Here is a 21,527-nt window from a genome sequence, read left to right as displayed (position 1 = left end):
TGGCCGGATAAGTACCAGCACTTCAGTTTGCCAACCGCACCACCCCCGACTAGACCGCGTTGGCCTCGCCAATCAAAATATCCTCGAAAAACGCCCCGATCGGTTGGGTGGGATGGCACAGCTGAATCTCCAAAACCCAGACCATCTCGCTCGGTACGATCTCGACCTCAGCCAGCTTGTCCTGCCCGAAAAGGGCATGCGGGAAGTCGGCGATGCGGTGTCCGGCCAGGTTGCGCTCAAGGCGCCAGCCCTTGGAGAGGGCGCTACCCTCAGCGAAGTCGTACAGCTCGCGTCCGGTCAGCCCGTGGTGCCAGGCGTCGCGGGTTTCGTCGAACACTTCATGCAGGGCCTTCGTGCAAGCGTCATGCAACGGGTGCTCGCCGAAGACGAAGGTGTCGCCATAATCGCCTTCATAGCCATCCCACACCGGGCCAAGGTCGACCACGGCGATGTCGGTGGCGCGCAGCTTGCGTTGTGGGTCGATGCCTTGGCGCGGTGTGCGGATGGTGTCGTCGCCAAAGCGGATATAGGTGGGGTGCCAGGTGTGGGACGCGCCCATGGCCTGCAAGGTTTGACTGGCCATGTCGAGGGCTTGCGCCGTAGTCATGCCGACTTTCAATTGGTCGGCGATGGCGGCCAGGGCTCTGACCGTCTGCTCGCGGGCAGCGAGCATGCCGTCCAGCGAGTAGCGTGGGCCGACTTTTTCCAGTACCGGGTGCCTTGTGTTGAGCGACTCCGCCTGGGTCAATGCACCGCTGGGAACGAAGGCTTCGGCGACAAAACGGTGAGCCTGGGCGCCTGCTGCCAGGCAGGTTTCGCGGACTTGGCTGATCATCTTGCTGTTGCCGCAGGCGTAGATTTGGCTCTCCGCCCAGTGGTGGGGCTGTGTCAGCGCGACCTGTTGCACTCGGGCGTCTACCGACTGCACTCGATGCCAGTGAAAGCGTGGATGTGCCTGGCTGGCTCGCTCAAGAAACTCAGCGTCGTAGAAGTCTGCCGGCGACGAGTTCCCCCAATACAGGGTGACTTCGGCCTGGCGGGCCAGGGCCGTCAGTAACAAGGGCTTGATGCCGGCATAACCGGTCCCGGTGGCGAACAGCACAACAGGGCGCTCATCGTCGTGTTGCCAGGTGCAGGCGCCTACGGGGCCTTCGAGTTTCACTGCGTCACCCACTTGCAGGGTCGGCAGGATGCGTTCGGAAAATAGCCCGCCGGGGACCTGGCGAATATGAAACACCAACCGGCCTTGATCCTGTGCGGGCAGATTGGCGACGGAGAAACAGCGGCTGTCGCCATCGTCGAGGCGAAACCTGAGGTATTGGCCGGCCCGGACGTCGAGTGGCTGGGCGGTCAGCAACACCAGCTCGACGATATCTGCGCTCAACGCGCGTTTGCTGATCACCTGTGCGCTGACTGCCAGCGCTGGCGTGTCCAGCGACCAGCCGGGAATTTCCAGGCGCAGGTCGCTGCAGGCATGGCTCTGACACAGCAACATCTCGTCAGCCGCGAGTGGGTAGGAGGGCGCCGGGGTGTCGGGTGTGAGCACCTTTTCGCGGAACTCGCCCGACACCACCTTGACCTTGCACGACCCGCAGGCGCCGCGCCGGCAGGAGAAGGGGACGGCAAGACCGCTGGCCAGCATGGCGTCGAGCAGCAATTGGTCGGCGGCTTCGAAGGATTTGCCCGAGGGCAACAATTCAACGACATGGCGGTTGTGCATAAACACCTCGGGGCAATTGAGGTTCGATTGTTGCGTTAGACTAGGACCAGAAGAACCTCCAGATTTGGATAATTCATATGGTCCAGCTTCGCAAATGGCGCCCGCTGCTCAAACTCGATGGGGCGCAGCCGCAGGCGTCCTACAGGAAAATCGTCGAGGGCTTGGTAAGCGCGATTGCCGAGGGCCGCCTGCGCCCCGGAACGCTGTTGCCCGGCACGCGGGAAATGGCGCAACTGCTGGACGTCAACCGCAAGACGGTAATCCTTGCCTACGAGGAGGCGGTGACCAAAGGCTGGCTGGTCAGCATTCAACGTCGCGGCACTTTCGTCAGTACGCAACTGGCGACAGGCGCGGTGACTGCCGCCAGTGCGCCGAAGTCGTTTGCCCCCGCGTTGCGGGACGTGCCCGCGGCTGCCTATTTCACCCCGGGCGAGCAGGTGACAAAACTGCAACACCGGCCGGGCGCGCTGTTTTTCGATAATGGCGCCTGTGACCATCGTCTGCTGCCCCAAGCCGTCCTGCATCGCTATTACCGCAACGCCTTGCGCAACAGCTTTACCACCAACACCGTGCGCCATGGCACCGAAGGCAGCGGCCAGTACCTGCGCAACGCCCTGGCGGAAATGTTGCGCCACAATCGCGGCCTGAATGTCGATGCGCAGCAGATCTGCCTGACCCAAGGCGTGCAGATGTCGCTGTACCTGACCGCCAGCGCGCTGCTCAAACCCGGTGATGTGGTGGTGGTCGAACGCCTGAGTTACCCACCGGCCTGGGAGATTTTCCGCCAGTTGGGCGCGCAACTGGTGACCGTGGACCTGGACGACGAAGGTTGCCGGGTCGACCAGCTCGACGAACTATGCCGCCGGCACAACGTGCGGATGATGTATGTCACGCCCCATCACCAGTTTCCTACCACCGTCAGCCTGCGTGCCGGGCGTCGCCAGCAACTCCTGGAATTGGCCCGACTGCATGATTTCTGCATCATCGAGGAAGATTACGACCACGAGTACCACTTTGCCGGACGGCCCTATTTGCCCCTGGCCAGCGACAGCGCGCAGCGTCACGTGATCTACATCGGCTCACTGTCCAAGTCCCTGGGCAGTACCTTCCGTTGCAGCTATATCGTTGCCCCGTCGAACCTCATCGAAGTGCTCGAGCGCACGGCGGCGGTGAGCCTGGGCCAGGGCGATGCCGTCATGCAGCGGATGCTCGCGGACCTGATCAACGATGGCGAGTTGAAGAAGCATCTGCGTCGGGTATCCAAGGAATACCGTCGGCGGCGGGAGACACTGCTGAGTTGTTTGCTGGAGGCGTTTGGCGAGCAGATAGCCGTGCAGGAGCCGGAAGGCGGGCTGGCGTTGTGGGTCAGGTTCTGCGACTCAATCGACGTCAATCAACTGGCTGAAAAAGCCCTGGAGCTGGACCTGGTGGTGCGCAGCGGTCGCCTGTGTTCACCCTTTGATCATCCCGAGAATGCCTTGCGCCTGGGCTTCGCCTCGCTCAACCCGGAGGAAATCCGCGCCGCCACGCAGCGCTTGGCTCAGGCGGCGCGGGCGATTGGGGAAGCGGCTAAATAATGATGCCGGCTGAAAGGTGAATGTGTAAGGATATGTTACTTAGCTTTTGATACTGCCCATTACAGGAACCGACTCTGATGCTCGCTGCCTTCAGACACTACCCGTTTTCGGTCAATCTGCTGCTGTCGTCTGCGTTGTTCCTGACACTGGGGCGCGCCATTACCCTGCCGTATATGGTGATTTATCTGTCATCCAACTTCACGTTGGGCATCAGCGAAATCGGCCTGGTCGTGGGCGGTGCAATGCTGGTCGGCTCGTTGCTAAGCCTCTACGGCGGCTACCTGACTGACAAAATCTCCAGCTACCGATTGATCCTCAGCTTCACGGGTTTTTTCACCGTTGGCTTCATCGGCATGTGCGTCACGTCCCACCTGTGGCTGTTTTTCCTGTTTCTGGTGTCGTTCAATTTTGCCTATTCGGTAATCGATATCGTGGTCAAGGCGGCGTTTGGCAAACTGCTGCCGGAAGCCGAACGCGGCAAAGTGTTTTCGGTGCGCTACACCCTGATCAACGTTGGCTACGCGGTGGGCCCGTTCATTGGCGCCGGGCTCGCGCACATGGACATGAAACTGCCGTTCCTGGTGTCTGCGATCCTGGGCATGGGCTTCTTCCTGACCTACATGGTGTGGGGCGACAGGAGCCTCAGCTCTGCCGACCCGGCCAATGCCCCGGTGTCGTTCGTCGCGGTGGGGCGCATCCTGCTCAAGGACTATCGCCTGGTCTGCTTCACGGTTGGCGGCGCGTTGAGCGCCGTGGCGTTCGGCCAGTTCACCGGCTACATCTCTCAATACCTGGTGACCACAAGCACACCGGAATTTACCTACCGGGTCATCAGCTCGGTGGTGGCCGTTAATGCGACGGTGGTGATCTGCCTTCAGTACATCGTGGGCAAGCGCATTACCAATGAACATCTGAATCAATGGCTGACGGCGGGCTTCAGCCTGTTTCTGCTGGGTGTTGTCGGTTTTGCGTTGTCCACCACCGTGCTGCATTGGGCGTTGGCTGTGGCGATCTTCACCGTGGGCGAAATCATCGTCTTCCCGGCCGAGTACATGTTCATCGACCGCATCGCGCCGGACCACTTGCGCGGCATGTATTACGGCGCGCAAAACCTGTCCAGCCTCGGCGGCGCGCTGGGGCCGGTGTTATGCGGGTTTGCCCTGGCAACGCAGTCGGCGCATTTCATGTTCTACATGCTCGCGGCGTTTATCGTGGCGGGCGGGGGCTTCTATCTGATGGGCGCCTCGTATTCCAAGCGTCACGACACTGCAGGCGACGATCGCGGCCAATGAGAAAAATAGAGAAGGAAAAAGCGCACGCTGAAGCTGGCTATCTTGCAGGTGCGTAGTGTTTGATTGACAGTTACCTTCCCTGGAAATCGCGTAATAAGGACGACGCACATGGATGTTGGAATGGCTCATGCGATCGAGACCGCAGAAAGCGAGTATCTGTGTTCCCGCGTTGAGAGTTTGTCTCGGATAAGTGGAAACCCTTTTGGTGCTCGTGTGTTTTTCAACGAAGCGTTTCCATGCTTTCAAGTGAAGGCATCGCCCAGCCCGATGTTCAATCGCATCTACGGCGACAGCTCCAGCAAACCCCAGGCACTGTTGACCTTGCTCAAGGAATCAGCAGAGTACTCGACCGTAACGCCTCTTATCGGCAAGGCCTCGACGTTGGAACAGCACGCGTTTGTGGGGGAGGGGCGACTGGAGCGCCTCAGGGGGTGGACGCACCAGCAGCTCGCGTGCTCCATCGAAAATGTGGTCTTGAACCACCACGCATTCGAAATCGAAGAAGCCACCTCACACACGCTGCCTGAGTTCGCCGCCGTTCATGCGAGTGGCTTTCATACCAAGCCAGAGCATCGTCAGATGAGCCAGGCTTCGTTTGCAGGACTGATGGCAAATGACCGTCTGAAAATCTACGTCCTTAAAGCTGATGGACAGGTGGTTGCAGGAGCGTTGATGTACCTGGCCAGTAACGGAGTTGCCTACCTTGGGACGGCTGCCACCCGAAAAGATGCAAGAGGCGTGGGTTATCACGGAGCCCTGATATCTCACCGGATAGAGCAAGCAAAGAAGCACGGCAGTCTTTTGATCGCTGCAACAGCGCTTCCCAGCTCGCAAAGTCGCCGTAATTTGCAGCGTGCAGGGCTAGGGGCATCTCACGCTCAAGCGCTTTATCGCTTGGTGGGTAGTTGAGGTGTGTCGGTGTGGGAGCGCCTGCTTTTGGCCGATAGCCGCCTGTCACGAAGCGCCGCTATCAATCCAAACCGGGCTGATCAGGTGGGTTACGCTTCCTCGTATTATCCCATTGCTACCTGTGCCCCCGAAAACATTACACGTGGTTTCAATCAGCTAGAGCTTTTAGAAAATGTTTTTCGGTTATGGCGGACTCTTCTAGCTTTCTTAAGAGCATGTGAACTCTTAGTAGATATGCAAAGTTTTCAAGGTCAGTTTTGGGGTTTTCAGATTTGCTCATGTCTGCTTCAAATGTTTGCTTATAACCAGAGGGACTGTGTTCTAGAGTAAGTTGCAGTCGGGGCTCGCTGTGACTAAAACTTGACTCGACACCTCCGCCGCAGACGAGTGCGTTGGTCAAACTAGCCTGTAAGCCTGCTAGTGGAATAACGGACTCGACTACACTGACAAATGCAGCAACCAGATCATAGTAAACTTCGACGTCTTCTATTTTTGGTGATTCATAGTGATGCTCGAGTCTATTTCGAAGCATATTAAGCTTTGTGAGTGATCGTGAGCGAAATATACCAGCGCGTTTCAAAAGACCAAGTTTGCGGTCTACTCCAAGTCTTTGGCTACGATAATAGGTGTCAAGGTTAAGCGTACAAAGCAGGTAGTCAAGCTGACAGTCCACCGCGCGTTTGAGGTTGGAAGTTGCATTGATCAGGCTATGGACGGAATTTGACGTATCTAAGTCCTTTTCCGCGAAGTCTAGAAAGTCGCGTGGAAGTAGCTCGAAACTGGGGGTTTGAGGCCATCCGCCGCCGTCACTATCTACATCCAGCTCACTTATATATTTATTGAAAAAATCGATAATCTCTTGTTCCATTTTTCTCGCCCGAAACTTTTTTATAATTGCAAACGGTGAAAGTTATCTATTCGGTCGCCTGCTTGAACGGCCCCTTCATTTTGTAGAAGCCGAATGACTATATTTGGCCGATAGCTGCCTGCCCTAAAGAACCGCCACCGCCTCATTACTCAGAGCCCCAGCCACCCGATGCCGGTAGATCAGGTCATCAAACACCTGCCCGTTAATTTGACAAGCATCGCCCTCACGTTGCTCAAACACGAAACCGCACTTCTCCAGCAGCCGGCAAGAAGCCGCATTACCCTCTGTCACAACTGCCTTCAGCACCTTCAGCCCGAGTGTGTCGTGGGCGTAATCCATAACCCGTTGCAGCGATTCAACACCGTATCCCTTCCCGTGTTGCCCGCTGAGGAACAAGTAGCCGACTTCTGCCGTCGCTTCTTCACCCGGCTCCAGCTTCAATCCCGTGACCCCAACGGCACAACCACTTTGCCGGTCGAACACGACCAGGCACAACCAGTGCCTGGAGCCTGGCAACCAGTGCGGTAACCGGGATTCAAATCTCTCGCGGGTTTCGGTTTCGGACGGGGCGTCGCAAACGTACTGGATCACCGTCGGGTCGGTGTGCAACGCGAGGAATAAATCCCAGTCGCCGGCTTCCAGTTGCCGCAGGTAAAGCCGCTCGGTGTATAGCTCCATGATTTGACGCTCCCTGTTGATCCTGGCTCAAGCGGTTAAACAAATCGGGTATCTTTAGCCGCCTCAGCCGCCAGTCTGCCTCAGGCTCAGCGCATGATCGATAGTTTAGGGAAAAATGGAATGACACTCAGGGTGATGGTGGTCGGTGGCTACGGCAATTTCGGCAGCATCGTTTGCCGGCATTTGGTGGCGGCGCCGGGCATTGAACTGGTGATCTCGGGCCGCGACCCACACAAGTTGCAGCGCAAAGTGGATGAGCTGAAAAGCCAGTCGGGCACCGGCTGCGAAGGCTGGTGCGGCGATGCCATGGGCGCCGGGTTCGCGTCCGTGTTGCGGTCGATGAACATCCAGTGGGTGATCCACACCGGTGGGCCGTTCCAGGGGCAATCCTATGCGGTCGCCCAGAGCTGCATCGACGCGGGCGTGAACTACTGCGACCTTTCCGACTGCCGCACCTTCGTCAACGGCGTGAGCGTGCTAGATGCACAAGCCCGGCAGGCAGGCGTGGCGATCCTCAGTGGTTGCAGCTCCGTGCCGACGCTGTCGTCCGCCATCATCGATCAGTACCGCTACCGCTTCACCCGCATCGACGCGATCGAACACGGTATTTCCTCTTCGGCCAAGATGCCGGGCCTGTCCACCGTCGAAGGCGTGCTGGCTTACGCAGGCAAACCGATCAAGCAACTCCGGCATGGCCAGGTGCATGAAGTGCTGGGCTGGCAGGACCTGACGCTGCGCAAGATGCCCGAGCTTGGCATGCGGGTGTTGGCGAATGTGGACGTGCCCGACATGGACATCTTCGCCAGTCGCTATGGCGCCCACACTTTGAGCTTCAAGGCTGGCGCGGGGCTCAAGCTGGGTGGTGTCGCCAACTACCTGCTGGCCCAGGCGCTGCGCACGGGAATCGTGCGAGACCATGTCGCCTGGGCCGCGCGCCTGCATCGGCTGGGCACCTGGTTCGAGTGCTTTGGCGATGGCAAAAGCGCAATGTACATCGACGTGCAAGGCCTCGGCACCGAAGGGCAACCGCTGTCCCTGGCGGTGCAACTGACGGCCCAGAATGACAAAGGCCCGGAAATTCCCAGCTGCGCCGCCGTTGCCCTGGCCCTCAAAATCGCCCAAGGCTACGTGCCCGAACCCGGTGCGCGGCCGTGCGTTGGCGAAATCACCGTCGACGAATACATGGCTGCCATCAACGACCCGGCGAACCTCAGCTTGGCCGTGCAATTCTCTGACGGGCAGGGCTGACCCATGCTCTACCTGGGCCTGAAGTACATTCACATCATCGCGGCGATTTTCCTGTTCGGCTTCGGCATGGGCTCCTACCTGTACCTGATCGCCGCAAGCCGCACGGCCAACCCGCAAGTGATCGCCCAGGTGGCGCGGATGGTGGTGCAGTTCGATACCTGGATTACCACGCCGGCGGGTTTTATCCAGATCATCACCGGCTTCCTGTTGATCAAGCTTGCCGGGCTGCCGTTGACCACTGAATGGGTGCTGACGTCGCTGGTCATCTTCCTGTGCGTGGGCGCGCTTTGGCTACCGGTGCTGGTGCTGCAGAAGCGGTTGCAGCAGATGGCGCTCAGTGCGGTCGAGACGGGCAGGGCGCTGGAGGATGGATACCGTAGCGTTTACCGGAAATGGTTCTGGATGGGCGTTTTCGGGTTTTCGGGGATGTTTGTGATTGTGCTGATCATGGTGACGAAGATGACGCCGTGGCAGTTGATCGGGCTGTTGGTATAGGAGGGCGGGCGATCCAGTTAATGCGCACCAAGGTATTCATGGCTGTTCCTTCAAAAAGCGCTGCTCATGATCCGGATCGGGCAACAGGCAAGTGTCGTACTTCCCGAAAAGCCGATAGCGATTGCGTGCGATGCGATCGTAAGCCCAATCCCGAAGAAAGCGCGGGATGGCGCGCAGGAGCAGCAATGGGCGCCAGCGGGCAGGCAGTTGCGCAATGATTTCGAACACCGCCTCCGAACGCTCCCAGTAATGCCTGTCGCGGATCACTGCGATGGTGTCGAACTGATCCAAAGGTAACCTGGCCCAGGCCAATAGCGCCTGACCTTCGGGCGACTGAACGGCCGCCAACCGCACACGCCGGTCGTGGTCGTGGCGAATCAGGAACCTTGCCCAGCCGTTGCACAGCTTGCACACGCCGTCGAACAGCACCACGGTTTCGCCGGGCTTGAGGAGTGGTGCGGGAGTAGGGCGGGTGTGGGAGGCGGGCATCAGCGTGGGTCCAGTCGGGCCGGGTTAGCCTGGATCATACCCGCGTTCGGCACGACTCAGTGCAGCCCTCAGCCCTGCTGATGCGCTGGTCAGCGGAGCAGGGCCCGCCGTTACCAGCGAAGCGGCGCCGCTCATGGACGCCTGCCCCAGTGCCACGATAGACGCGCCGTCCATATAGGCACGGTCAGCAGCCCTGGCGATGGTCGCCAGGTAACCCAGCAGATCGCCCGCCTTGAACATCGCCCATGCCCCCGGAACCCACTGCACCTCCACCGAGGCCCCGGCTTGCTGGGCCGCTTGGAGAAACAGGCGAGAAGTTGGCTCGATAGTGGTTTCGATGGCGCACAACACCGTCACCTTCCCGCCGGCATGAACCGCCGCGAAGGCCAGCGCTTCATCGGCGCGCAAAATCGGCACTTGGGTGTGAGCCCCGGCGAGTTCAACCACCGGGCCCAGGGTCGAACAGGTGAGCACCACCGCATTGCAGTGCCGGGCCAGCGCAACAAGCTCCCGTCGCGTTTGCTCGGCTACATCAGCGGTCAGATGGCCCGCGCGTTCGACCGCTGCCAGCAGATCGGCCCGGACTGCATGGTGCAATACCTGCGGCCCAATTCCCAGCGCTGCGGCGGCGGTGTCAAACACTGCAATGTTGCTCTCGGCGGTATGAAGGCAGGTAATCCGCATCGCTCAGGTCTCCGGCGCTTTTGAACACCCGTCGACTTTAACGCGACAACACCGGCGCCGCGCCTTTTTCCTCCGCGCCCACCTCATGCAGCGAAATCCGCGAGGTCTCCGGCAACGCCAACCCACCCGCCAGCGCCAGCAGCGCCACCGCAATCAGATAAAACGCCGGCGATAGATTGCTGCCCGTGGTGCTGATCAACCACGTCGCCATCAACGGTGCCGTACCCCCAAAGATCGTATAAGCCATGTTGTAAGTAATCGCCGAAGCGGTGTACCGCGTGCGGGTCGGAAAGGTCTCCGACAGCAACGCCGCCGTCACCACCCCACACAACACCGCGCCCACCGCCAGCAGCATCACCCCTACCACCGACGCCGCGAACGAGCCGGAACTGGCCATCAGGAACGACGGATACACCACCACCATCAACAACACACACGCCGTCATCACCGTGACCCGACGTCCCACCCGATCCGAATACAACCCCGCCAGCGGGCAAATCGCCGCCGCGAAAATCAGAGCAATCAGCGACACCAGCAACGCCATTGCGCGGCTTAGCCCACCCGCCACCTGCAGATACGTCGCGAAGTAGGTGGTGAACATATAAAACGACAGCGCCGTGAGCGACACAAAAGCGCCCAGGCAGCAGATCGCCGCACCATGGTTGCGCAGGGTTTCCTTGAGCGGGGAGTGGGCGACCGCGTGTTCCTGCTTCACCGCCTGGAACGCTGGCGTCTCATCCAGCTTCCAGCGCAGGTAAAGCCCCACCAAGCCCAGCGGCGCGGCGATCAGGAACGGCAGGCGCCAGCCCCAACTGCCCATCGCCTCGGCGGACAACGACGCTTCAAGTGCATAAGCCACCACCGCTGCGGCGGCGAACGCAGAGAACGTCGACACCGGCACAAAGCTGCCATACCAGGCGCGTTTGTCACTCGGCGCGTGCTCCATCAGATAGGCACAGGCACCGGCGTATTCACCCCCGGCGGAGAAGCCCTGGGCGCAGCGGATCAGCGACAACAGAATCGGCGCCGCTACACCAATCGCGGCGTAGGTGGGCAGCAGGCCGATCAGCGTGGTGGCGCCGGCCATCAGCAAGATCGTCATGGCCAGCGTGCGTTTGCGGCCGATCCGGTCGCCGAGCATGCCGAAGAAAATCCCGCCCAGGGGCCGAAACGCGAAGGCCACGGCAAATACCGCGAAGGTCTTGAGCAGCGCCGCGCTGGCGTCGCCGCTGGGGAAGAATTGTTGGGCGATGGTGGTGGCGAGGAAGCCGTAGACGGCGAAGTCGAACCACTCGACGAAGTTACCGATGCCGGCGGCGATGATCACTCTTCGCAGGGTTTGCGGGCTGACCTGTTCGGTGGAGGGGCTCGTCATGGGGGAAGGCCTCGGCGGTGGTAGGGGGATGCTTGATTATCGGGGGCGGCCGTTGGGCGGCGGGGCTCAAAAGAGTCGTCCGCGTAGTCAGTAGCGACTTGATGGGGTAGGGCAGAGGCAGGAATTGGGCCAATACATGTGGCCCGCAGGGTGAAATGATTTGAATCCAGCGCGCGCCTTGTAGAGAATCCCCGCCTTTGGCTCGAAAGGATGCGTGCGATGAAGTTCGATGGGACTTTCCAATACCTGGGCAATCACGGGATCGTTTTCAACGTCTCGCAGATCACCCTCACCGACAGCGACCGCGGACGCCTGAGCGAGCTGCATTTTGGCGAAGCGAAAAGCGCCCACTATGAGGTCAACCGTAAGGTCGTCGAGGTGTACGACAAGATGTTGGCCAAGAACCTGCCGTGCCAGATGATGATCGGCATCTCCAAGCCGCTGACCCGGCAACAGGGCGATACCCTCAATGCCCAGCGCACCAAGATCGCTAACCTTGCCGCCACCGCCTTCGGCTCTGCCGCCACTGTGGCCTCCCCCTACGCGGTTGCTCCTGTAGGGGGCGGTGTGCGGATGTACGTGAATGAAATCTTGCCCACCTATCATGCAGGCGACGTATTGGTCAGCATCGAGGCGCAGGTCAACGGCGGTATCGGTCCGCAGCGCACCGTTTCGACACTGATCATCAAGACCTGACTGGAGAAACACATGTCCGAAATTATCCAGTTGGTCATTGCCCTGGTGCTTTACTTTCTGTTGGATCGTTTTTTAAAGCCGTATCTGCTTCGCAAGTGGCTGGGGATGTTGCTGGTAGCGGGTGGTGCGGTGGGCTGCGTTGCTGCAAGTCAGATCCACTTATCAGGGTTTGATCTGGGGCTGATGTCGATCTTTGCCGTTCCGCTGGGATTAGGTTTGTTCAAGAGGCGGCGACGGTTCGAGCCGATTGGCTGACGAGAGGCAGGCATTTCCGCTGATTGGCGCCTGTTCAACCTTGGTATTACTCAACCCGGCCCCATAACTAGGGCTGTATCCATCCAGGGGAAGAACACGCCATGAGCAACCAAACTGAAACCGCCATCCTCGCCGGCGGCTGCTTCTGGGGCATGCAAGACCTGTTGCGACGCTACCCCGGCGTGCTGCAAACGCGCGTCGGCTACACCGGCGGCGATGTGCCGAACGCCACCTACCGCAACCACGGTAACCATGCTGAAGCCATCGAGATTGTTTTCGACCCGACGGTGATCACCTACCGGCAGATTCTCGAGTTCTTTTTCCAGATTCACGACCCGAGTACGCCTAACCGCCAGGGCAATGACCTTGGCCCCAGCTATCGTTCGGCGATTTACTACCTCAGCGAACAGCAACGCGACGTGGCGGAAGACACCGCCGCGGATGTGGATGCCTCGGGGTTATGGCCAGGCCGTGTCGTGACGGAAATCGAACCGGCGGGGCCGTTCTGGGAAGCGGAGCCGGAGCATCAGGATTACCTGGAGCGTATCCCCAACGGATACACCTGCCACTTCATCCGCCCAAACTGGAAACTGCCGAAACGCGGTTAAAAATGTGGGAGCTGGCTTGCCTGCGATAGCGGTGGCCCAGTCGAATAAATTATCGACTGATGCGCCGCCATCGCAGGCAAGCCAGCTCCCACACAAAGCCCTCGCCTACAAAATTTCCTATCCCCTCAGCGCATCTGCAGAATGATCGGGCTACTGCTCGCCGGGCCCGTGTGCTCACGCAACTTGCCCACCGCCTTCGCATCCACCGCACCGCCCTGATTACCCCAGGTACCGCGCACAAACGTCAGCACTTCAGCAATCTCCTGGTCCGACAACTGCTCCCGAAACGCCGGCATGCGATAAGCATCCGCCACATTCGCCGCTACCACCCGCTGTGAGCCATTCAGGGTGATGTTGATCGCCGAAGCATTCTCCTTGGCCAACGCCGAAGTCGCACCCGCCAGCGGCGGCATCCAGTCCGGTTGCCCTTTGCCTTCCAACCCATGGCAAGAAGCACAACGGGTCACATAGGTATGGGCGCCCGGCGCATCCAGGCGTTCCGCAGCCGACACCGCCTGATACTGCCAGGCCGCACCATCACGCTGCTCGTCACCCGGCAACGACCTGAGATAGCGTGCAATCGCCGCCAGGTCATCGTCGGTCATGAACTGCGTGGAGTTGTTGAACGCCTCGGTCATCGACCCATAAACCACCGCATGTTTATTGCGACCGGTCTTCAGGAACTGCACCACCTCCGGCTCGCTCCAGCGCCCCAGGCCCGTGTTGTGATCGTCCCGCAGGCTCGGTGCGTACCAGCCATCCAGCAAACCACCGGCCAGGTACGGCTTGCCGCTTTCATCCAGCGCCTTCTCGTTAAAGGCCAGGCCCCGTGGCGTGTGGCAACTGCCGCAATGCCCCGGCCCTTGCACGATGTAGGCGCCGCGGTTCCACAGTTCATCCTTCCCGGCCTTCGCTAGGTAGGGCTTGCTGTCGGTAAACACGCCATTCCACAGCGCGATGGGCCAACGCATATTCAATGGCCACGGGATCGAACTCTTGATATTCGCCTGCCGCACCGGCGCCACGCCCTTCATGAAGAACGCATACAAGGCACGCACATCATCGTCACTGAGCTTGGCGTAGGACGGATACGGCATCGCCGGATACAGCCGCCGCCCACCCGGCGCGACACCCTGGCGCACCGCGCGGTCGAAGTCGGCGAGGCTGTAGTGGCCGATACCCGTTTCCGGGTCCGGCGTGACGTTAGTGGCATGGATCGCCCCCAGCGGCGTGGCCATTTCCAGCCCACCAGCAAAAGGCGCGCCGTTGGGCACGCTGTGGCACGCCACACAATCGCTGAGCCGGGCGACATACTCGCCTCGGGCGATCAGCGCCGGGTCTGCGGCGACAGGCTCGGCGCCCAGCGGCGAAACCGGCTCACGGGTGACATACCAGGCCAACAGGCCTGCCGCGACCAGGCACGGCAGCGCCAGCCAGCCAACGGTTCTTGCGAATCGACGGTTGTTCATAAGTGCTCAGGCCCCGGTCAGGTGAAGGAGTAGCGGCTTAACGGCATGCTGCGAATGCGCTGCCCCGTCAAGGTTGCCACGGCGTTGGCCACGGCAGGTGCCACGGCTGGCAGCGGCGGTTCGCCGATGCCACCCATTTTTTCCCCGCTCTCGATCACGCGCACATGCACCCGCGCCATCCGCGAAGGCGGCAGCACTGGATACAAATCGTAGTTACGCGCCCGAGGCAAGCCGTCCACATACACCGCCTCTTCCAACAGCACCTGGGACAAGCCCAAGGACACCGCCCCATTCACCTGCGCCTCGACAATCGCCGGGTTGACGATGCTGCCCGGGTCGATCGCCTGCCAAATGTCATGCACCTTGACCTGCCCGTTCTCGATCGACACCTCGGCGATCACCGCCGTCTGCGTGCCGAACGGCGACGCCATCGCCACCCCACGGGCGCGCTTGCTGCCGTCTTCGGCGACAAACGGGCCACGTTTCCAGCCTCCCGACAACTCGCCCACCGCCTTCAGCAGCGTGGTCAGCCGCGGGTTGTCCCGCAACAGATGCAGGCGCAACTCGAACGGGTCTTTGCCGCCCTTGTCAGCCAACTCATCCAGAAAGGCTTCATAGAAAAAGTCATTCAGCGAGTTACCCACCGATCGCCAGTAACCCAGCATCACCGGGCCCTTCACATAAATCTGCGCGATGCGCTTATTGGGAATCGCATACGACTTCCCGGACAACCCCTCCAGCGCCGTCGGGTCGAGCTTCTCGCCCTGTTTACCCGCCAGAGCCTCGGTCGGCCCCTCCGTGGCACTCACCGCTTCAATCGCCACCGGCCAGCCATCACTGTCCAGCGCCCCACGGAAATTCACCGCCGCGACAGGACGCAGCACATCCCGCAGAAACTCTTCCTCACGGCTCCAGATCAACTTCACCGGGCGCCCGACCGCCTTGGCCAACTCAATGGCCTGCGGGTAAGGGCTGGCGGAGTCATACAGAAAATGCCGGCCGAAAAACCCACCCAACAGCGGCGAATGCAGGGTAATCCGCGACGGGTCGAGACCGGTGCGCTTGGCGATATCGGCCAGGAACATATCCTGCGCCTGATTCGGCAACCAGATCTCCAGCGAACCATCGGCATTGAAACGCGCCAGCGCCGAAGGCGGCTCCAGCTGCGCATGGTGCAGATACTGGTTGTGGTAAGTGGCCTCGATCTTGGTCTTGGCGTTGGCCAGCGTACCGGCCACATCACCCTCGTTCTCATCATCCCGGGCCGGGCCGGTTTCAGCGGCCAGGCGCTTGAAATGCTCGTCGCTGGAAAAGTCCTTCGGCATCCCGCGCACTTTCGAATCCGCCGTCGGCTCCAGCCAGTCCACCTGAATCGACTCCACCGCACGCTTGGCATGCCACCACCGCTCAGCCACCACCGCCACCGCACCCGGCAGGCGATGCACCGAATGCACCCCCGGCATGGCCTTGACCTGGTCCTCGTTGCGCAGGCTGCCCACCGTCATGCCCAAGCGGGGCGCATGCTGCACCGCCGCGTGGAGCATGCCGTCGACCTTCATATCAATGCTGTACAGCGCCTTGCCAGTGGACTTGTCATACGCATCCAGACGCTTCACCGGCTTGCCGATCCAACGGAACTGGCTCGGGTCCCGCAGCTTCACACTGGCCACGTCCGGCACCGGCAGGTCCATCGCCCGCCCGGCCAACTCGCCATAGGTAAGGGAACGCCCAGACGCCGCGTGCACCACCTTGCCCGGCTCGGTCGACAACTCACCCACCGGCACCTTCAACGCCTGTGCCCCGGCCTCCAGCAACATCGCCCGGGCCAGCGCACCCAGCCGGCGCATCGTCGGGTAACTCATGCGCACCGACATACTGCCGCCGGTGATCCGCATGCCATTTTCCATCACCACAAAGGCTTCGCCGGGCGGGGCGCACTCAACCAGGAACGTGGCCGGGTCGGCGTCCAACTCCTCGCCGACAATCTGCGCCATCGCCGTGAACGTGCCCTGGCCGCCTTCAATAAAGGGGCTGAGCAAACGAATCGTGTTATCCGGACGAATCTCCAGGAACGCCGGCACCTGCGTACCGCGCTCACCAGCCGCCGCCGCAGTGGCCGCCTGCACCCGGCCAGAACCCAACGGCAGACCAAAACCAATCACCAGCGCACCCACGGCCGTACTGGCCAGGAAACGACGGCGGGACAGATTCACCGGGTCATTCAACGCCGCGACCAAAGGCAGGGCAGTGGGATCAATGCGAACGTTCATCAGGCCTCTCCCTTCGCAAGGTCATGCACCGCCGCATGAATCGCGTTATAGGTGCCACAGCGGCAGAGATTGACCATCGCGGCGTCGATCTGCGCATCGGTCGGCTTGGGCGTTTGCTTGAGCAGCGCCGTCGCCGCCATCACCTGGCCGGACTGGCAATAGCCGCATTGAGCGACCTGATACTCGACCCAGGTCGCCACCACCCGCTTACCGACATCATCGGACTCGATCGCCTCAATGGTCGTGATCTCCCGACCGACCACCCCGGAGACCGGCGTGACGCAGGAACGGACCACATTGCCGTCCACAAGCACAGAGCACGCACCACACTGCGCCAGACCGCAGCCATATTTGGTGCCGGTCATGCCCAGGTTGTCGCGGATGACCCAGAGCAGAGGCGTGTCGGGTTCTGCATCGACTTGGTGGGTCTGCTGGTTAATTCGTAATTCCATGGCTCACCCGCTGATCATCGGTTGGTGTTGCATTTTTTTAGTATTTTTGGGCGGTGAAGTGGGGCTTCGCCGCAGGGCATCGTTGGCCCGTTATGGTTCACGCGCGCGTGGTTTAAGTAGTTTAGCGGGCGTTTGGATTGACTCTAGACCGTAGGTCAGGGGGGCGCTATGCGGGGGATGAAAGGTCGGAGGATTAGGCAAGTATTCGACAGGATTGCGATAGGGGAGGCGGGCATATGCGCGTGAGCGTCAATCGGTGGACGTTCGATCTACCAAGCTTCGTGGTTGCCCTGGTCAGCACGGTAGCTGTAACTTCGTCCTTTAGTTAGCGAGGATATTTCATTGAACGACTCTGAACATCTGAAAGAACTTTGCGCCCGTTTTAACGCTGGAGAACAGCTGAGTTATACGTTTTTCTGGGGGCACCAACGCAGCAAAACGGCCGTCACAGCGTCATGCTTCAGCCAATGGTTCGAGGCTGGGTTCAATGTCGAGGGGCAACATTACCCTACGGCCGAACACTTCATGATGGCCGAGAAAGCGGCCTTGTTCGACGATCAGGAAATCCGTGCGCAGGTGCTCCGCGCGCCTACACCTAATGCCGCCAAAGCACTTGGCCGCAACGTGCGGGGATTCAATGACAAGGTTTGGCTGCAACACCGATACGACATCGTCGTTCGAGCGAACCAGGCCAAGTTCTCTCAGAATCCACCGTTGAACGAATACCTTCTACAAACCGGTTCGCGCGTTATTGTCGAAGCCAGCCCGGTTGATAACATCTGGGGGATAGGGCTCGCACAGGACAATGCGGATGTGAGCAATCCGAATCTGTGGAAGGGGTTGAATCTGCTGGGATTTGCGCTGATGCAGGTGCGGGATGGGACAAGTATTCCAGCCTCAAGGTAGTGCCCTGAGCTTACTTACGAAAAACGCGAAAGCCTTGGTAAACGCCAGGGCTTGTTGCATGTGACCTTATCTAAGAAAGCGTGTTAATCAACAAAAGCTGAGTCGCCCGAGTTTTCGTCGATAAGTTCGAGCGGCGGCTTCTGGCTGTTAAGAGCGCCGGGGGGCGGTTCAGTGTTCACAGGCGAGATGCAAACTCATGGAGTTGGTCGAACAGCCTGAACCCGACATAGTCAGGTTTACGCTTGTACAGCGACCGATAATAGCAATCCCAGTAGCTGATCATTCGGTCTCGTGTGGCCTGAAAATACTTCGGGTTGTCTCTGATGAATGCGCCGTAAATCACAGGGTCAAGCAGGGAAAAGTGGGATTCGCACGTGTCGAGCATCTCGATCACATACTCGCCAGTGAGCTGAACAACGAATGGAACAACCCAGGGTTCGGAGATCGGGAGGATGCGCTCAAGTTGGCGCTGGCGCACATAGCCATTGTGGTGCCTGGTCAATAGGCAAGAGTACATAATGCTTTGCGTCCGGCTTAGAGACCTAACATCCTGCTCGCTGCCCTCGTGGTAGATTCGGTATGGAATGACCACACGATTTTTGTCTGTTGTGACCTCTATGCCTCGATGATCAGCAAATCGGGTATCGCCCATGATCAAGCTCAGACGAGCTGCCTCCAATTTCAGGTAGGGCGGAAAGGCGTTAGCGATTGATTTCGGCGTGACTGAAGTCTGTAGCGTTACATCGCGTTCCATGGCGAACCTTTTCATGATGATTCAGCTTTTACGACAAGTCTTTTATTTAGGATAACGACCTAGGCCGCGCCCGTCTGCTATTGGCCGATTGCAGTCTGTCAGGGCTTCCTAAGTTTGATCTATCTCGAGCATTAGCACCCAACGGTTAAATGGCGCCGAGCCAGCCAAGCCCAGCACGTCAAAAAGAACCCATCTCCGGTTCCTTACCGAAAAAGCCTGTACGGTTTGCCCAAGGGTGACGCGGTGTGTGTTGCTGGTCGATATGACCTCACCAGACGTGCTTCCTATGTAAGGCGAATTTCCAGGGTCAAGCATACCGACTTGCAATATCCCGCAGGCGTCCGGAAGGTCCAGAGACAATGTTTCACCCGTTTCCAGGCGCCCTACAACCACTCCATTAATAAAGATTGCCAGTGGGATAGCCTGGCCATAGGCGCTATCAAACAGTCCTTTTTTCCGTTTAATCGTGATTTCCATGTACTGCCCTTAAGGTGCTCACCACACAGAGTCTAGGTGCATTTTTACGGCGCACTACGAGAGAGCGGACTGGAGTCTGAAACTCCTCTAGTTTATTAGACAGGTGGAATGGCCGGTATTGGCCGAAACCAGCCCTTTAATTCCCATACCGGTCTACCATGCCACCCCCGGCAGTGGTTCCACGCGCTACCGACCTCAATCTCAAGGTATCGCCCATGACCTCGTTCACCCGCACCACCCCATCCCGCACCTCATCCGAGGCATCCCTATGAGCATCGACCAAATCAGCCTCCCAAAAGGCGTAGGCCCTCAAGCCATCAAGCTCCTCGACGCCATCACCGGTGCTGACACCAAAGAAGACCTGAACCGCGCAGGCGGCAAAGCCGAAGGTTTTGTATTGGGGCTGGAAAGTGCCAAAGCCATCAAAAGCCAAATCGCCGAGTCGTTGTATGTGGCATACGACGACGCGGCGACTAATCGGTTGGGTGAGTTGAAGGGCTAGTCCCGCAGGACCGCGTTGGGCTTTATGCCCGAGGTGTTTCGCGGTCCATCAGTTTGCCGATCAGCAGTACGCTCAATTCGCTCAGTTGGTGTATGGCCAATGCCACGTCGCGGTCTTTGCCGGTCAGTTCGTCGGACAGGTCGAGCAGCAGGGCGCTGACGGAGGAAACGGTTTCGTAGCTGTTGGCGATCAGGATTTCGCTGCTGACGCCGGAGGTGACGCTGAAGAGGGCGGTTGTCTCTGGGACTGTCTCGGCATCAGTGCCGGGATTGAGGTAGTGATCAATGGCGCGTTGGGCAGCCTGGTGGAGTTTTAGATCCGGTTTCTTCGGAGGATTCGGCGTTACTTTGAACATGGTGCAATTCCTGAATGGGGCCGACACCCTTTCGCTACTACACAAGAAGGGTGGCAGCTGTACGCAGGTTAGTAGACCGGGGAATTACACAAAGCCGGCGCACCCGAAGGCGCCCTACGCACAGCCACCATCAAACACAGACAGGAATGTCTGATAGATGTAGCTCATGCACTATGTGTAATTGACCCTAGGGCTACTAAACCCGATCACTGAGTTTTCAGCGACCGAGCAACCTTAGAGATGGCCACCCAGGTGCACAAGCCGGCGGATTCTGACGCAAGCGTAGGCAAAGGAGCAAGGTGCTACGGCCTACGCAAAGTCTCCTTTATCCCGCAAATGGAAGCACCAGCCGGTACGCCCTCAACCCCAAATCACTCAACCCCTCCAGGCTCTCGCCCTGGCCAGGCATGAGCAGGCTGATCCCCAGATAATGCTCTAGGTGCAGGGTGAGGGTCTGGCCTTCGACGCACAAATCCCAATAGCGCTGATCCAGCCCGTCGGCCTTTACGGTCCATTCACCTTTCAAGCCGTGCTCCAGCGTTTCGGCGATGGCCGCGAACAATTGCCAGTCGGACGTTTCCGAAATCTGTATTTCCATAAGGGATCATCGATAGGGTGAAAGGGCGTGTTTCGCCGTGAGATGCTTGTCGTAGAATGTGACAGAACCTGCGCAGCTTTCAAAGGAATGACCCCCTGGCAAGCCACGCCCCACCGCACGGAAGCCTGTTTATGAAAATCCCCCACTGGATTGCCCTGTTCCTGGGCTGCCTGTTACCGCAACTGTGCACGGCCAACACCCCGCACATCGACCCCCACGCCGAGAGCCTCTATCAGCAGGCGGTGCCGTACCTAAAACAAGCAGATGCCAAGCTGGAAGCGGTGCCTGCGAACTTTTCCACCGCCAGCGCAGACGAGAAAAAGCGTACCCAAGTGCTGGTGGAGGAGGCAGGCGAGTTGCTCAAGCCGGCGATCAAGTTGCTTGAACAAGCTGCCGCGCTGGACCACCCGGTGGCCCAGCATCGCCTCGCAATGATCTACGTGATGTTCTACCCGGTCGACGAGATCAAGGAAAAGGCCTGCCCGTTGCTCCAAAGCAGCTTCCTACAAGGCTTTGCACCACCGGCACTGCAGCTTTCATCCTTTTGCTTTGAATTTACGGACACACCCGAATTCCAGACAACGCTGAAGGCCATTGCAACCAGCGCGCCCGCGTATGAGCAGTATTTCCCGCAGCCTGCGGTGAAGCTTGAATGCAGGGCCGAGATGCCTCAGGGCATGGCGTTGCAGTGGGGCAGCAGTCGGGATTATCAGGCTGAAATGTACCGGCTGCTGGGGGACAGTAACCGTGCGCAGCGTGCGGAGTATTACCAGCGGGCGATCGCGATCAATGATTGCTACAAGGCGAAAAAGCGCCTGGGGTTAAGTCAGTAACCGGGCGGGTATGAATA

The 21,527-nt window shown here is 59.5% G+C and carries 24 protein-coding genes; 11 read left to right on the top strand and 13 right to left on the bottom strand.

The window, feature by feature from the left end:
- Nucleotides 1-49: 49 nt before the first annotated feature.
- On the bottom strand, nucleotides 50-1,720 hold the full coding sequence (locus K0H47_RS17970; protein WP_219273341.1) for a M24 family metallopeptidase: 1,671 nt from the start codon (nucleotides 1,718-1,720) through the stop codon (nucleotides 50-52).
- Between the two features lie 77 nt (nucleotides 1,721-1,797).
- On the opposite strand from K0H47_RS17970, the gene K0H47_RS17965 reads away from it, so the two are divergent.
- The 3 genes from K0H47_RS17965 (at nucleotide 1,798) to K0H47_RS17955 (ending at nucleotide 5,498) form a co-directional block, all read left to right on the top strand.
- On the top strand, nucleotides 1,798-3,297 hold the full coding sequence (locus K0H47_RS17965; RefSeq protein WP_219273340.1) for a PLP-dependent aminotransferase family protein: 1,500 nt from the start codon (nucleotides 1,798-1,800) through the stop codon (nucleotides 3,295-3,297).
- 77 nt (nucleotides 3,298-3,374) lie between these two features.
- A complete protein-coding gene (locus K0H47_RS17960; RefSeq protein WP_219273339.1) occupies nucleotides 3,375-4,589 on the top strand; it encodes an MFS transporter in 1,215 nt (404 codons plus the stop codon).
- A gap of 108 nt (nucleotides 4,590-4,697) precedes the next feature.
- Nucleotides 4,698-5,498 (top strand): GNAT family N-acetyltransferase, encoded by an 801-nt coding sequence (locus K0H47_RS17955; protein ID WP_219273338.1) that lies wholly within the window; start codon nucleotides 4,698-4,700, stop codon nucleotides 5,496-5,498.
- Nucleotides 5,499-5,646: 148 nt separating this feature from the next.
- Here K0H47_RS17955 and K0H47_RS17950 read toward each other — a convergent pair whose 3' ends face one another.
- Nucleotides 5,647-6,366 carry a hypothetical protein gene (locus tag K0H47_RS17950; RefSeq protein WP_219273337.1) on the bottom strand — a complete coding sequence of 240 codons (720 nt, stop codon included), beginning with the start codon at nucleotides 6,364-6,366 and terminating at the stop codon, nucleotides 5,647-5,649.
- A 123-nt stretch (nucleotides 6,367-6,489) separates the two neighbouring features.
- Nucleotides 6,490-7,044, bottom strand: coding sequence for a GNAT family N-acetyltransferase (locus tag K0H47_RS17945; RefSeq protein ID WP_219273336.1), 555 nt, complete (start codon nucleotides 7,042-7,044; stop codon nucleotides 6,490-6,492).
- Between the two features lie 120 nt (nucleotides 7,045-7,164).
- On the opposite strand from K0H47_RS17945, the gene K0H47_RS17940 reads away from it, so the two are divergent.
- On the top strand, nucleotides 7,165-8,292 hold the full coding sequence (locus tag K0H47_RS17940) for a saccharopine dehydrogenase family protein (protein ID WP_219273335.1): 1,128 nt from the start codon (nucleotides 7,165-7,167) through the stop codon (nucleotides 8,290-8,292).
- Between the two features lie 3 nt (nucleotides 8,293-8,295).
- Nucleotides 8,296-8,787 carry a DUF2269 domain-containing protein gene (locus K0H47_RS17935; protein WP_219273334.1) on the top strand — a complete coding sequence of 164 codons (492 nt, stop codon included), beginning with the start codon at nucleotides 8,296-8,298 and terminating at the stop codon, nucleotides 8,785-8,787.
- A gap of 36 nt (nucleotides 8,788-8,823) precedes the next feature.
- On the opposite strand, the gene K0H47_RS17930 is transcribed toward K0H47_RS17935, so the two are convergent.
- From K0H47_RS17930 to K0H47_RS17920, 3 genes are read right to left on the bottom strand one after another with little or no spacing between them, the layout of a single operon-like run.
- A complete protein-coding gene (locus tag K0H47_RS17930) occupies nucleotides 8,824-9,276 on the bottom strand; it encodes a thiol-disulfide oxidoreductase DCC family protein (RefSeq protein WP_219273333.1) in 453 nt (150 codons plus the stop codon).
- 24 nt (nucleotides 9,277-9,300) lie between these two features.
- Nucleotides 9,301-9,960, bottom strand: coding sequence for an aspartate/glutamate racemase family protein (locus K0H47_RS17925; protein WP_219273332.1), 660 nt, complete (start codon nucleotides 9,958-9,960; stop codon nucleotides 9,301-9,303).
- 37 nt (nucleotides 9,961-9,997) lie between these two features.
- Nucleotides 9,998-11,335, bottom strand: a complete 1,338-nt coding sequence (locus K0H47_RS17920) for an MFS transporter (protein ID WP_201142538.1) — start codon at nucleotides 11,333-11,335, stop codon at nucleotides 9,998-10,000.
- A gap of 219 nt (nucleotides 11,336-11,554) precedes the next feature.
- On the opposite strand from K0H47_RS17920, the gene K0H47_RS17915 reads away from it, so the two are divergent.
- The 3 genes from K0H47_RS17915 (at nucleotide 11,555) to msrA (ending at nucleotide 12,894) form a co-directional block, all read left to right on the top strand.
- Complete coding sequence (locus tag K0H47_RS17915) at nucleotides 11,555-12,031, top strand: hypothetical protein (RefSeq protein WP_063031801.1); 477 nt, start codon at nucleotides 11,555-11,557, stop codon at nucleotides 12,029-12,031.
- A gap of 12 nt (nucleotides 12,032-12,043) precedes the next feature.
- A complete protein-coding gene (locus tag K0H47_RS17910; protein ID WP_063031799.1) occupies nucleotides 12,044-12,286 on the top strand; it encodes a hypothetical protein in 243 nt (80 codons plus the stop codon).
- A gap of 101 nt (nucleotides 12,287-12,387) precedes the next feature.
- Nucleotides 12,388-12,894, top strand: coding sequence for a peptide-methionine (S)-S-oxide reductase MsrA (gene msrA / locus K0H47_RS17905; protein ID WP_017478755.1), 507 nt, complete (start codon nucleotides 12,388-12,390; stop codon nucleotides 12,892-12,894).
- Between the two features lie 125 nt (nucleotides 12,895-13,019).
- On the opposite strand, the gene K0H47_RS17900 is transcribed toward msrA, so the two are convergent.
- Genes K0H47_RS17900 through K0H47_RS17890 form a run of 3 tightly spaced genes read right to left on the bottom strand, consistent with a single transcriptional unit; the run spans nucleotide 13,020 to nucleotide 17,085 of the window.
- Complete coding sequence (locus tag K0H47_RS17900; RefSeq protein WP_219273331.1) at nucleotides 13,020-14,363, bottom strand: cytochrome c; 1,344 nt, start codon at nucleotides 14,361-14,363, stop codon at nucleotides 13,020-13,022.
- 17 nt (nucleotides 14,364-14,380) lie between these two features.
- Complete coding sequence (locus K0H47_RS17895; protein WP_219273330.1) at nucleotides 14,381-16,633, bottom strand: molybdopterin cofactor-binding domain-containing protein; 2,253 nt, start codon at nucleotides 16,631-16,633, stop codon at nucleotides 14,381-14,383.
- A complete protein-coding gene (locus K0H47_RS17890) occupies nucleotides 16,633-17,085 on the bottom strand; it encodes a (2Fe-2S)-binding protein (protein ID WP_063031790.1) in 453 nt (150 codons plus the stop codon). The genes K0H47_RS17895 and K0H47_RS17890 overlap by 1 nt, the downstream gene beginning before the upstream one ends.
- Before the next feature lie 342 nt (nucleotides 17,086-17,427).
- Here K0H47_RS17890 and K0H47_RS17885 point away from each other — a divergent pair, with 342 nt between their 5' ends.
- Nucleotides 17,428-17,991 carry an NADAR family protein gene (locus K0H47_RS17885; RefSeq protein WP_219273329.1) on the top strand — a complete coding sequence of 188 codons (564 nt, stop codon included), beginning with the start codon at nucleotides 17,428-17,430 and terminating at the stop codon, nucleotides 17,989-17,991.
- A gap of 175 nt (nucleotides 17,992-18,166) precedes the next feature.
- On the opposite strand, the gene K0H47_RS17880 is transcribed toward K0H47_RS17885, so the two are convergent.
- Together K0H47_RS17880 and K0H47_RS17875 are read right to left on the bottom strand one after the other, a co-directional pair.
- On the bottom strand, nucleotides 18,167-18,745 hold the full coding sequence (locus tag K0H47_RS17880) for a hypothetical protein (RefSeq protein ID WP_201139933.1): 579 nt from the start codon (nucleotides 18,743-18,745) through the stop codon (nucleotides 18,167-18,169).
- A gap of 108 nt (nucleotides 18,746-18,853) precedes the next feature.
- Entirely contained in the window at nucleotides 18,854-19,222 is a 369-nt protein-coding gene (locus tag K0H47_RS17875) for a hypothetical protein (RefSeq protein ID WP_219273328.1), read from the bottom strand.
- A 268-nt stretch (nucleotides 19,223-19,490) separates the two neighbouring features.
- Here K0H47_RS17875 and K0H47_RS17870 point away from each other — a divergent pair, with 268 nt between their 5' ends.
- Nucleotides 19,491-19,724, top strand: a complete 234-nt coding sequence (locus tag K0H47_RS17870) for a hypothetical protein (protein ID WP_219273327.1) — start codon at nucleotides 19,491-19,493, stop codon at nucleotides 19,722-19,724.
- A 22-nt stretch (nucleotides 19,725-19,746) separates the two neighbouring features.
- Here the strand turns inward: K0H47_RS17870 and K0H47_RS17865 are convergent, their stop codons facing one another.
- Complete coding sequence (locus tag K0H47_RS17865; protein ID WP_167662448.1) at nucleotides 19,747-20,079, bottom strand: DUF6124 family protein; 333 nt, start codon at nucleotides 20,077-20,079, stop codon at nucleotides 19,747-19,749.
- Between the two features lie 325 nt (nucleotides 20,080-20,404).
- Nucleotides 20,405-20,677, bottom strand: coding sequence for a DUF3630 family protein (locus tag K0H47_RS17860; protein ID WP_076016096.1), 273 nt, complete (start codon nucleotides 20,675-20,677; stop codon nucleotides 20,405-20,407).
- A 131-nt stretch (nucleotides 20,678-20,808) separates the two neighbouring features.
- On the opposite strand from K0H47_RS17860, the gene K0H47_RS17855 reads away from it, so the two are divergent.
- On the top strand, nucleotides 20,809-21,510 hold the full coding sequence (locus tag K0H47_RS17855; RefSeq protein ID WP_219273326.1) for a hypothetical protein: 702 nt from the start codon (nucleotides 20,809-20,811) through the stop codon (nucleotides 21,508-21,510).
- The last annotated feature ends 17 nt before the right edge of the window (nucleotides 21,511-21,527 follow it).

Origin of the sequence: Pseudomonas sp. Xaverov 83 (assembly GCF_019352905.1) — a bacterium.
GTDB lineage: Bacteria > Pseudomonadota > Gammaproteobacteria > Pseudomonadales > Pseudomonadaceae > Aquipseudomonas > Aquipseudomonas yamanorum.
The sequence above is the reverse complement of the archived record's forward strand: the minus strand, read 5'-3'. Positions and strand labels throughout refer to the sequence as shown.

Coding starts and splice junctions, on each gene's coding strand:
- K0H47_RS17970 (WP_219273341.1), bottom strand. CDS start 1,720: ATGCACAACCGCCATGTCGTTGAATTGTTGCCCTCGGGCAAATCCTTC.
- K0H47_RS17965 (WP_219273340.1), top strand. CDS start 1,798: ATGGTCCAGCTTCGCAAATGGCGCCCGCTGCTCAAACTCGATGGGGCG.
- K0H47_RS17960 (WP_219273339.1), top strand. CDS start 3,375: ATGCTCGCTGCCTTCAGACACTACCCGTTTTCGGTCAATCTGCTGCTG.
- K0H47_RS17955 (WP_219273338.1), top strand. CDS start 4,698: ATGGATGTTGGAATGGCTCATGCGATCGAGACCGCAGAAAGCGAGTAT.
- K0H47_RS17950 (WP_219273337.1), bottom strand. CDS start 6,366: ATGGAACAAGAGATTATCGATTTTTTCAATAAATATATAAGTGAGCTG.
- K0H47_RS17945 (WP_219273336.1), bottom strand. CDS start 7,044: ATGGAGCTATACACCGAGCGGCTTTACCTGCGGCAACTGGAAGCCGGC.
- K0H47_RS17940 (WP_219273335.1), top strand. CDS start 7,165: ATGACACTCAGGGTGATGGTGGTCGGTGGCTACGGCAATTTCGGCAGC.
- K0H47_RS17935 (WP_219273334.1), top strand. CDS start 8,296: ATGCTCTACCTGGGCCTGAAGTACATTCACATCATCGCGGCGATTTTC.
- K0H47_RS17930 (WP_219273333.1), bottom strand. CDS start 9,276: ATGCCCGCCTCCCACACCCGCCCTACTCCCGCACCACTCCTCAAGCCC.
- K0H47_RS17925 (WP_219273332.1), bottom strand. CDS start 9,960: ATGCGGATTACCTGCCTTCATACCGCCGAGAGCAACATTGCAGTGTTT.
- K0H47_RS17920 (WP_201142538.1), bottom strand. CDS start 11,335: ATGACGAGCCCCTCCACCGAACAGGTCAGCCCGCAAACCCTGCGAAGA.
- K0H47_RS17915 (WP_063031801.1), top strand. CDS start 11,555: ATGAAGTTCGATGGGACTTTCCAATACCTGGGCAATCACGGGATCGTT.
- K0H47_RS17910 (WP_063031799.1), top strand. CDS start 12,044: ATGTCCGAAATTATCCAGTTGGTCATTGCCCTGGTGCTTTACTTTCTG.
- msrA (WP_017478755.1), top strand. CDS start 12,388: ATGAGCAACCAAACTGAAACCGCCATCCTCGCCGGCGGCTGCTTCTGG.
- K0H47_RS17900 (WP_219273331.1), bottom strand. CDS start 14,363: ATGAACAACCGTCGATTCGCAAGAACCGTTGGCTGGCTGGCGCTGCCG.
- K0H47_RS17895 (WP_219273330.1), bottom strand. CDS start 16,633: ATGAACGTTCGCATTGATCCCACTGCCCTGCCTTTGGTCGCGGCGTTG.
- K0H47_RS17890 (WP_063031790.1), bottom strand. CDS start 17,085: ATGGAATTACGAATTAACCAGCAGACCCACCAAGTCGATGCAGAACCC.
- K0H47_RS17880 (WP_201139933.1), bottom strand. CDS start 18,745: ATGGAACGCGATGTAACGCTACAGACTTCAGTCACGCCGAAATCAATC.
- K0H47_RS17875 (WP_219273328.1), bottom strand. CDS start 19,222: ATGGAAATCACGATTAAACGGAAAAAAGGACTGTTTGATAGCGCCTAT.
- K0H47_RS17870 (WP_219273327.1), top strand. CDS start 19,491: ATGAGCATCGACCAAATCAGCCTCCCAAAAGGCGTAGGCCCTCAAGCC.
- K0H47_RS17865 (WP_167662448.1), bottom strand. CDS start 20,079: ATGTTCAAAGTAACGCCGAATCCTCCGAAGAAACCGGATCTAAAACTC.
- K0H47_RS17860 (WP_076016096.1), bottom strand. CDS start 20,677: ATGGAAATACAGATTTCGGAAACGTCCGACTGGCAATTGTTCGCGGCC.
- K0H47_RS17855 (WP_219273326.1), top strand. CDS start 20,809: ATGAAAATCCCCCACTGGATTGCCCTGTTCCTGGGCTGCCTGTTACCG.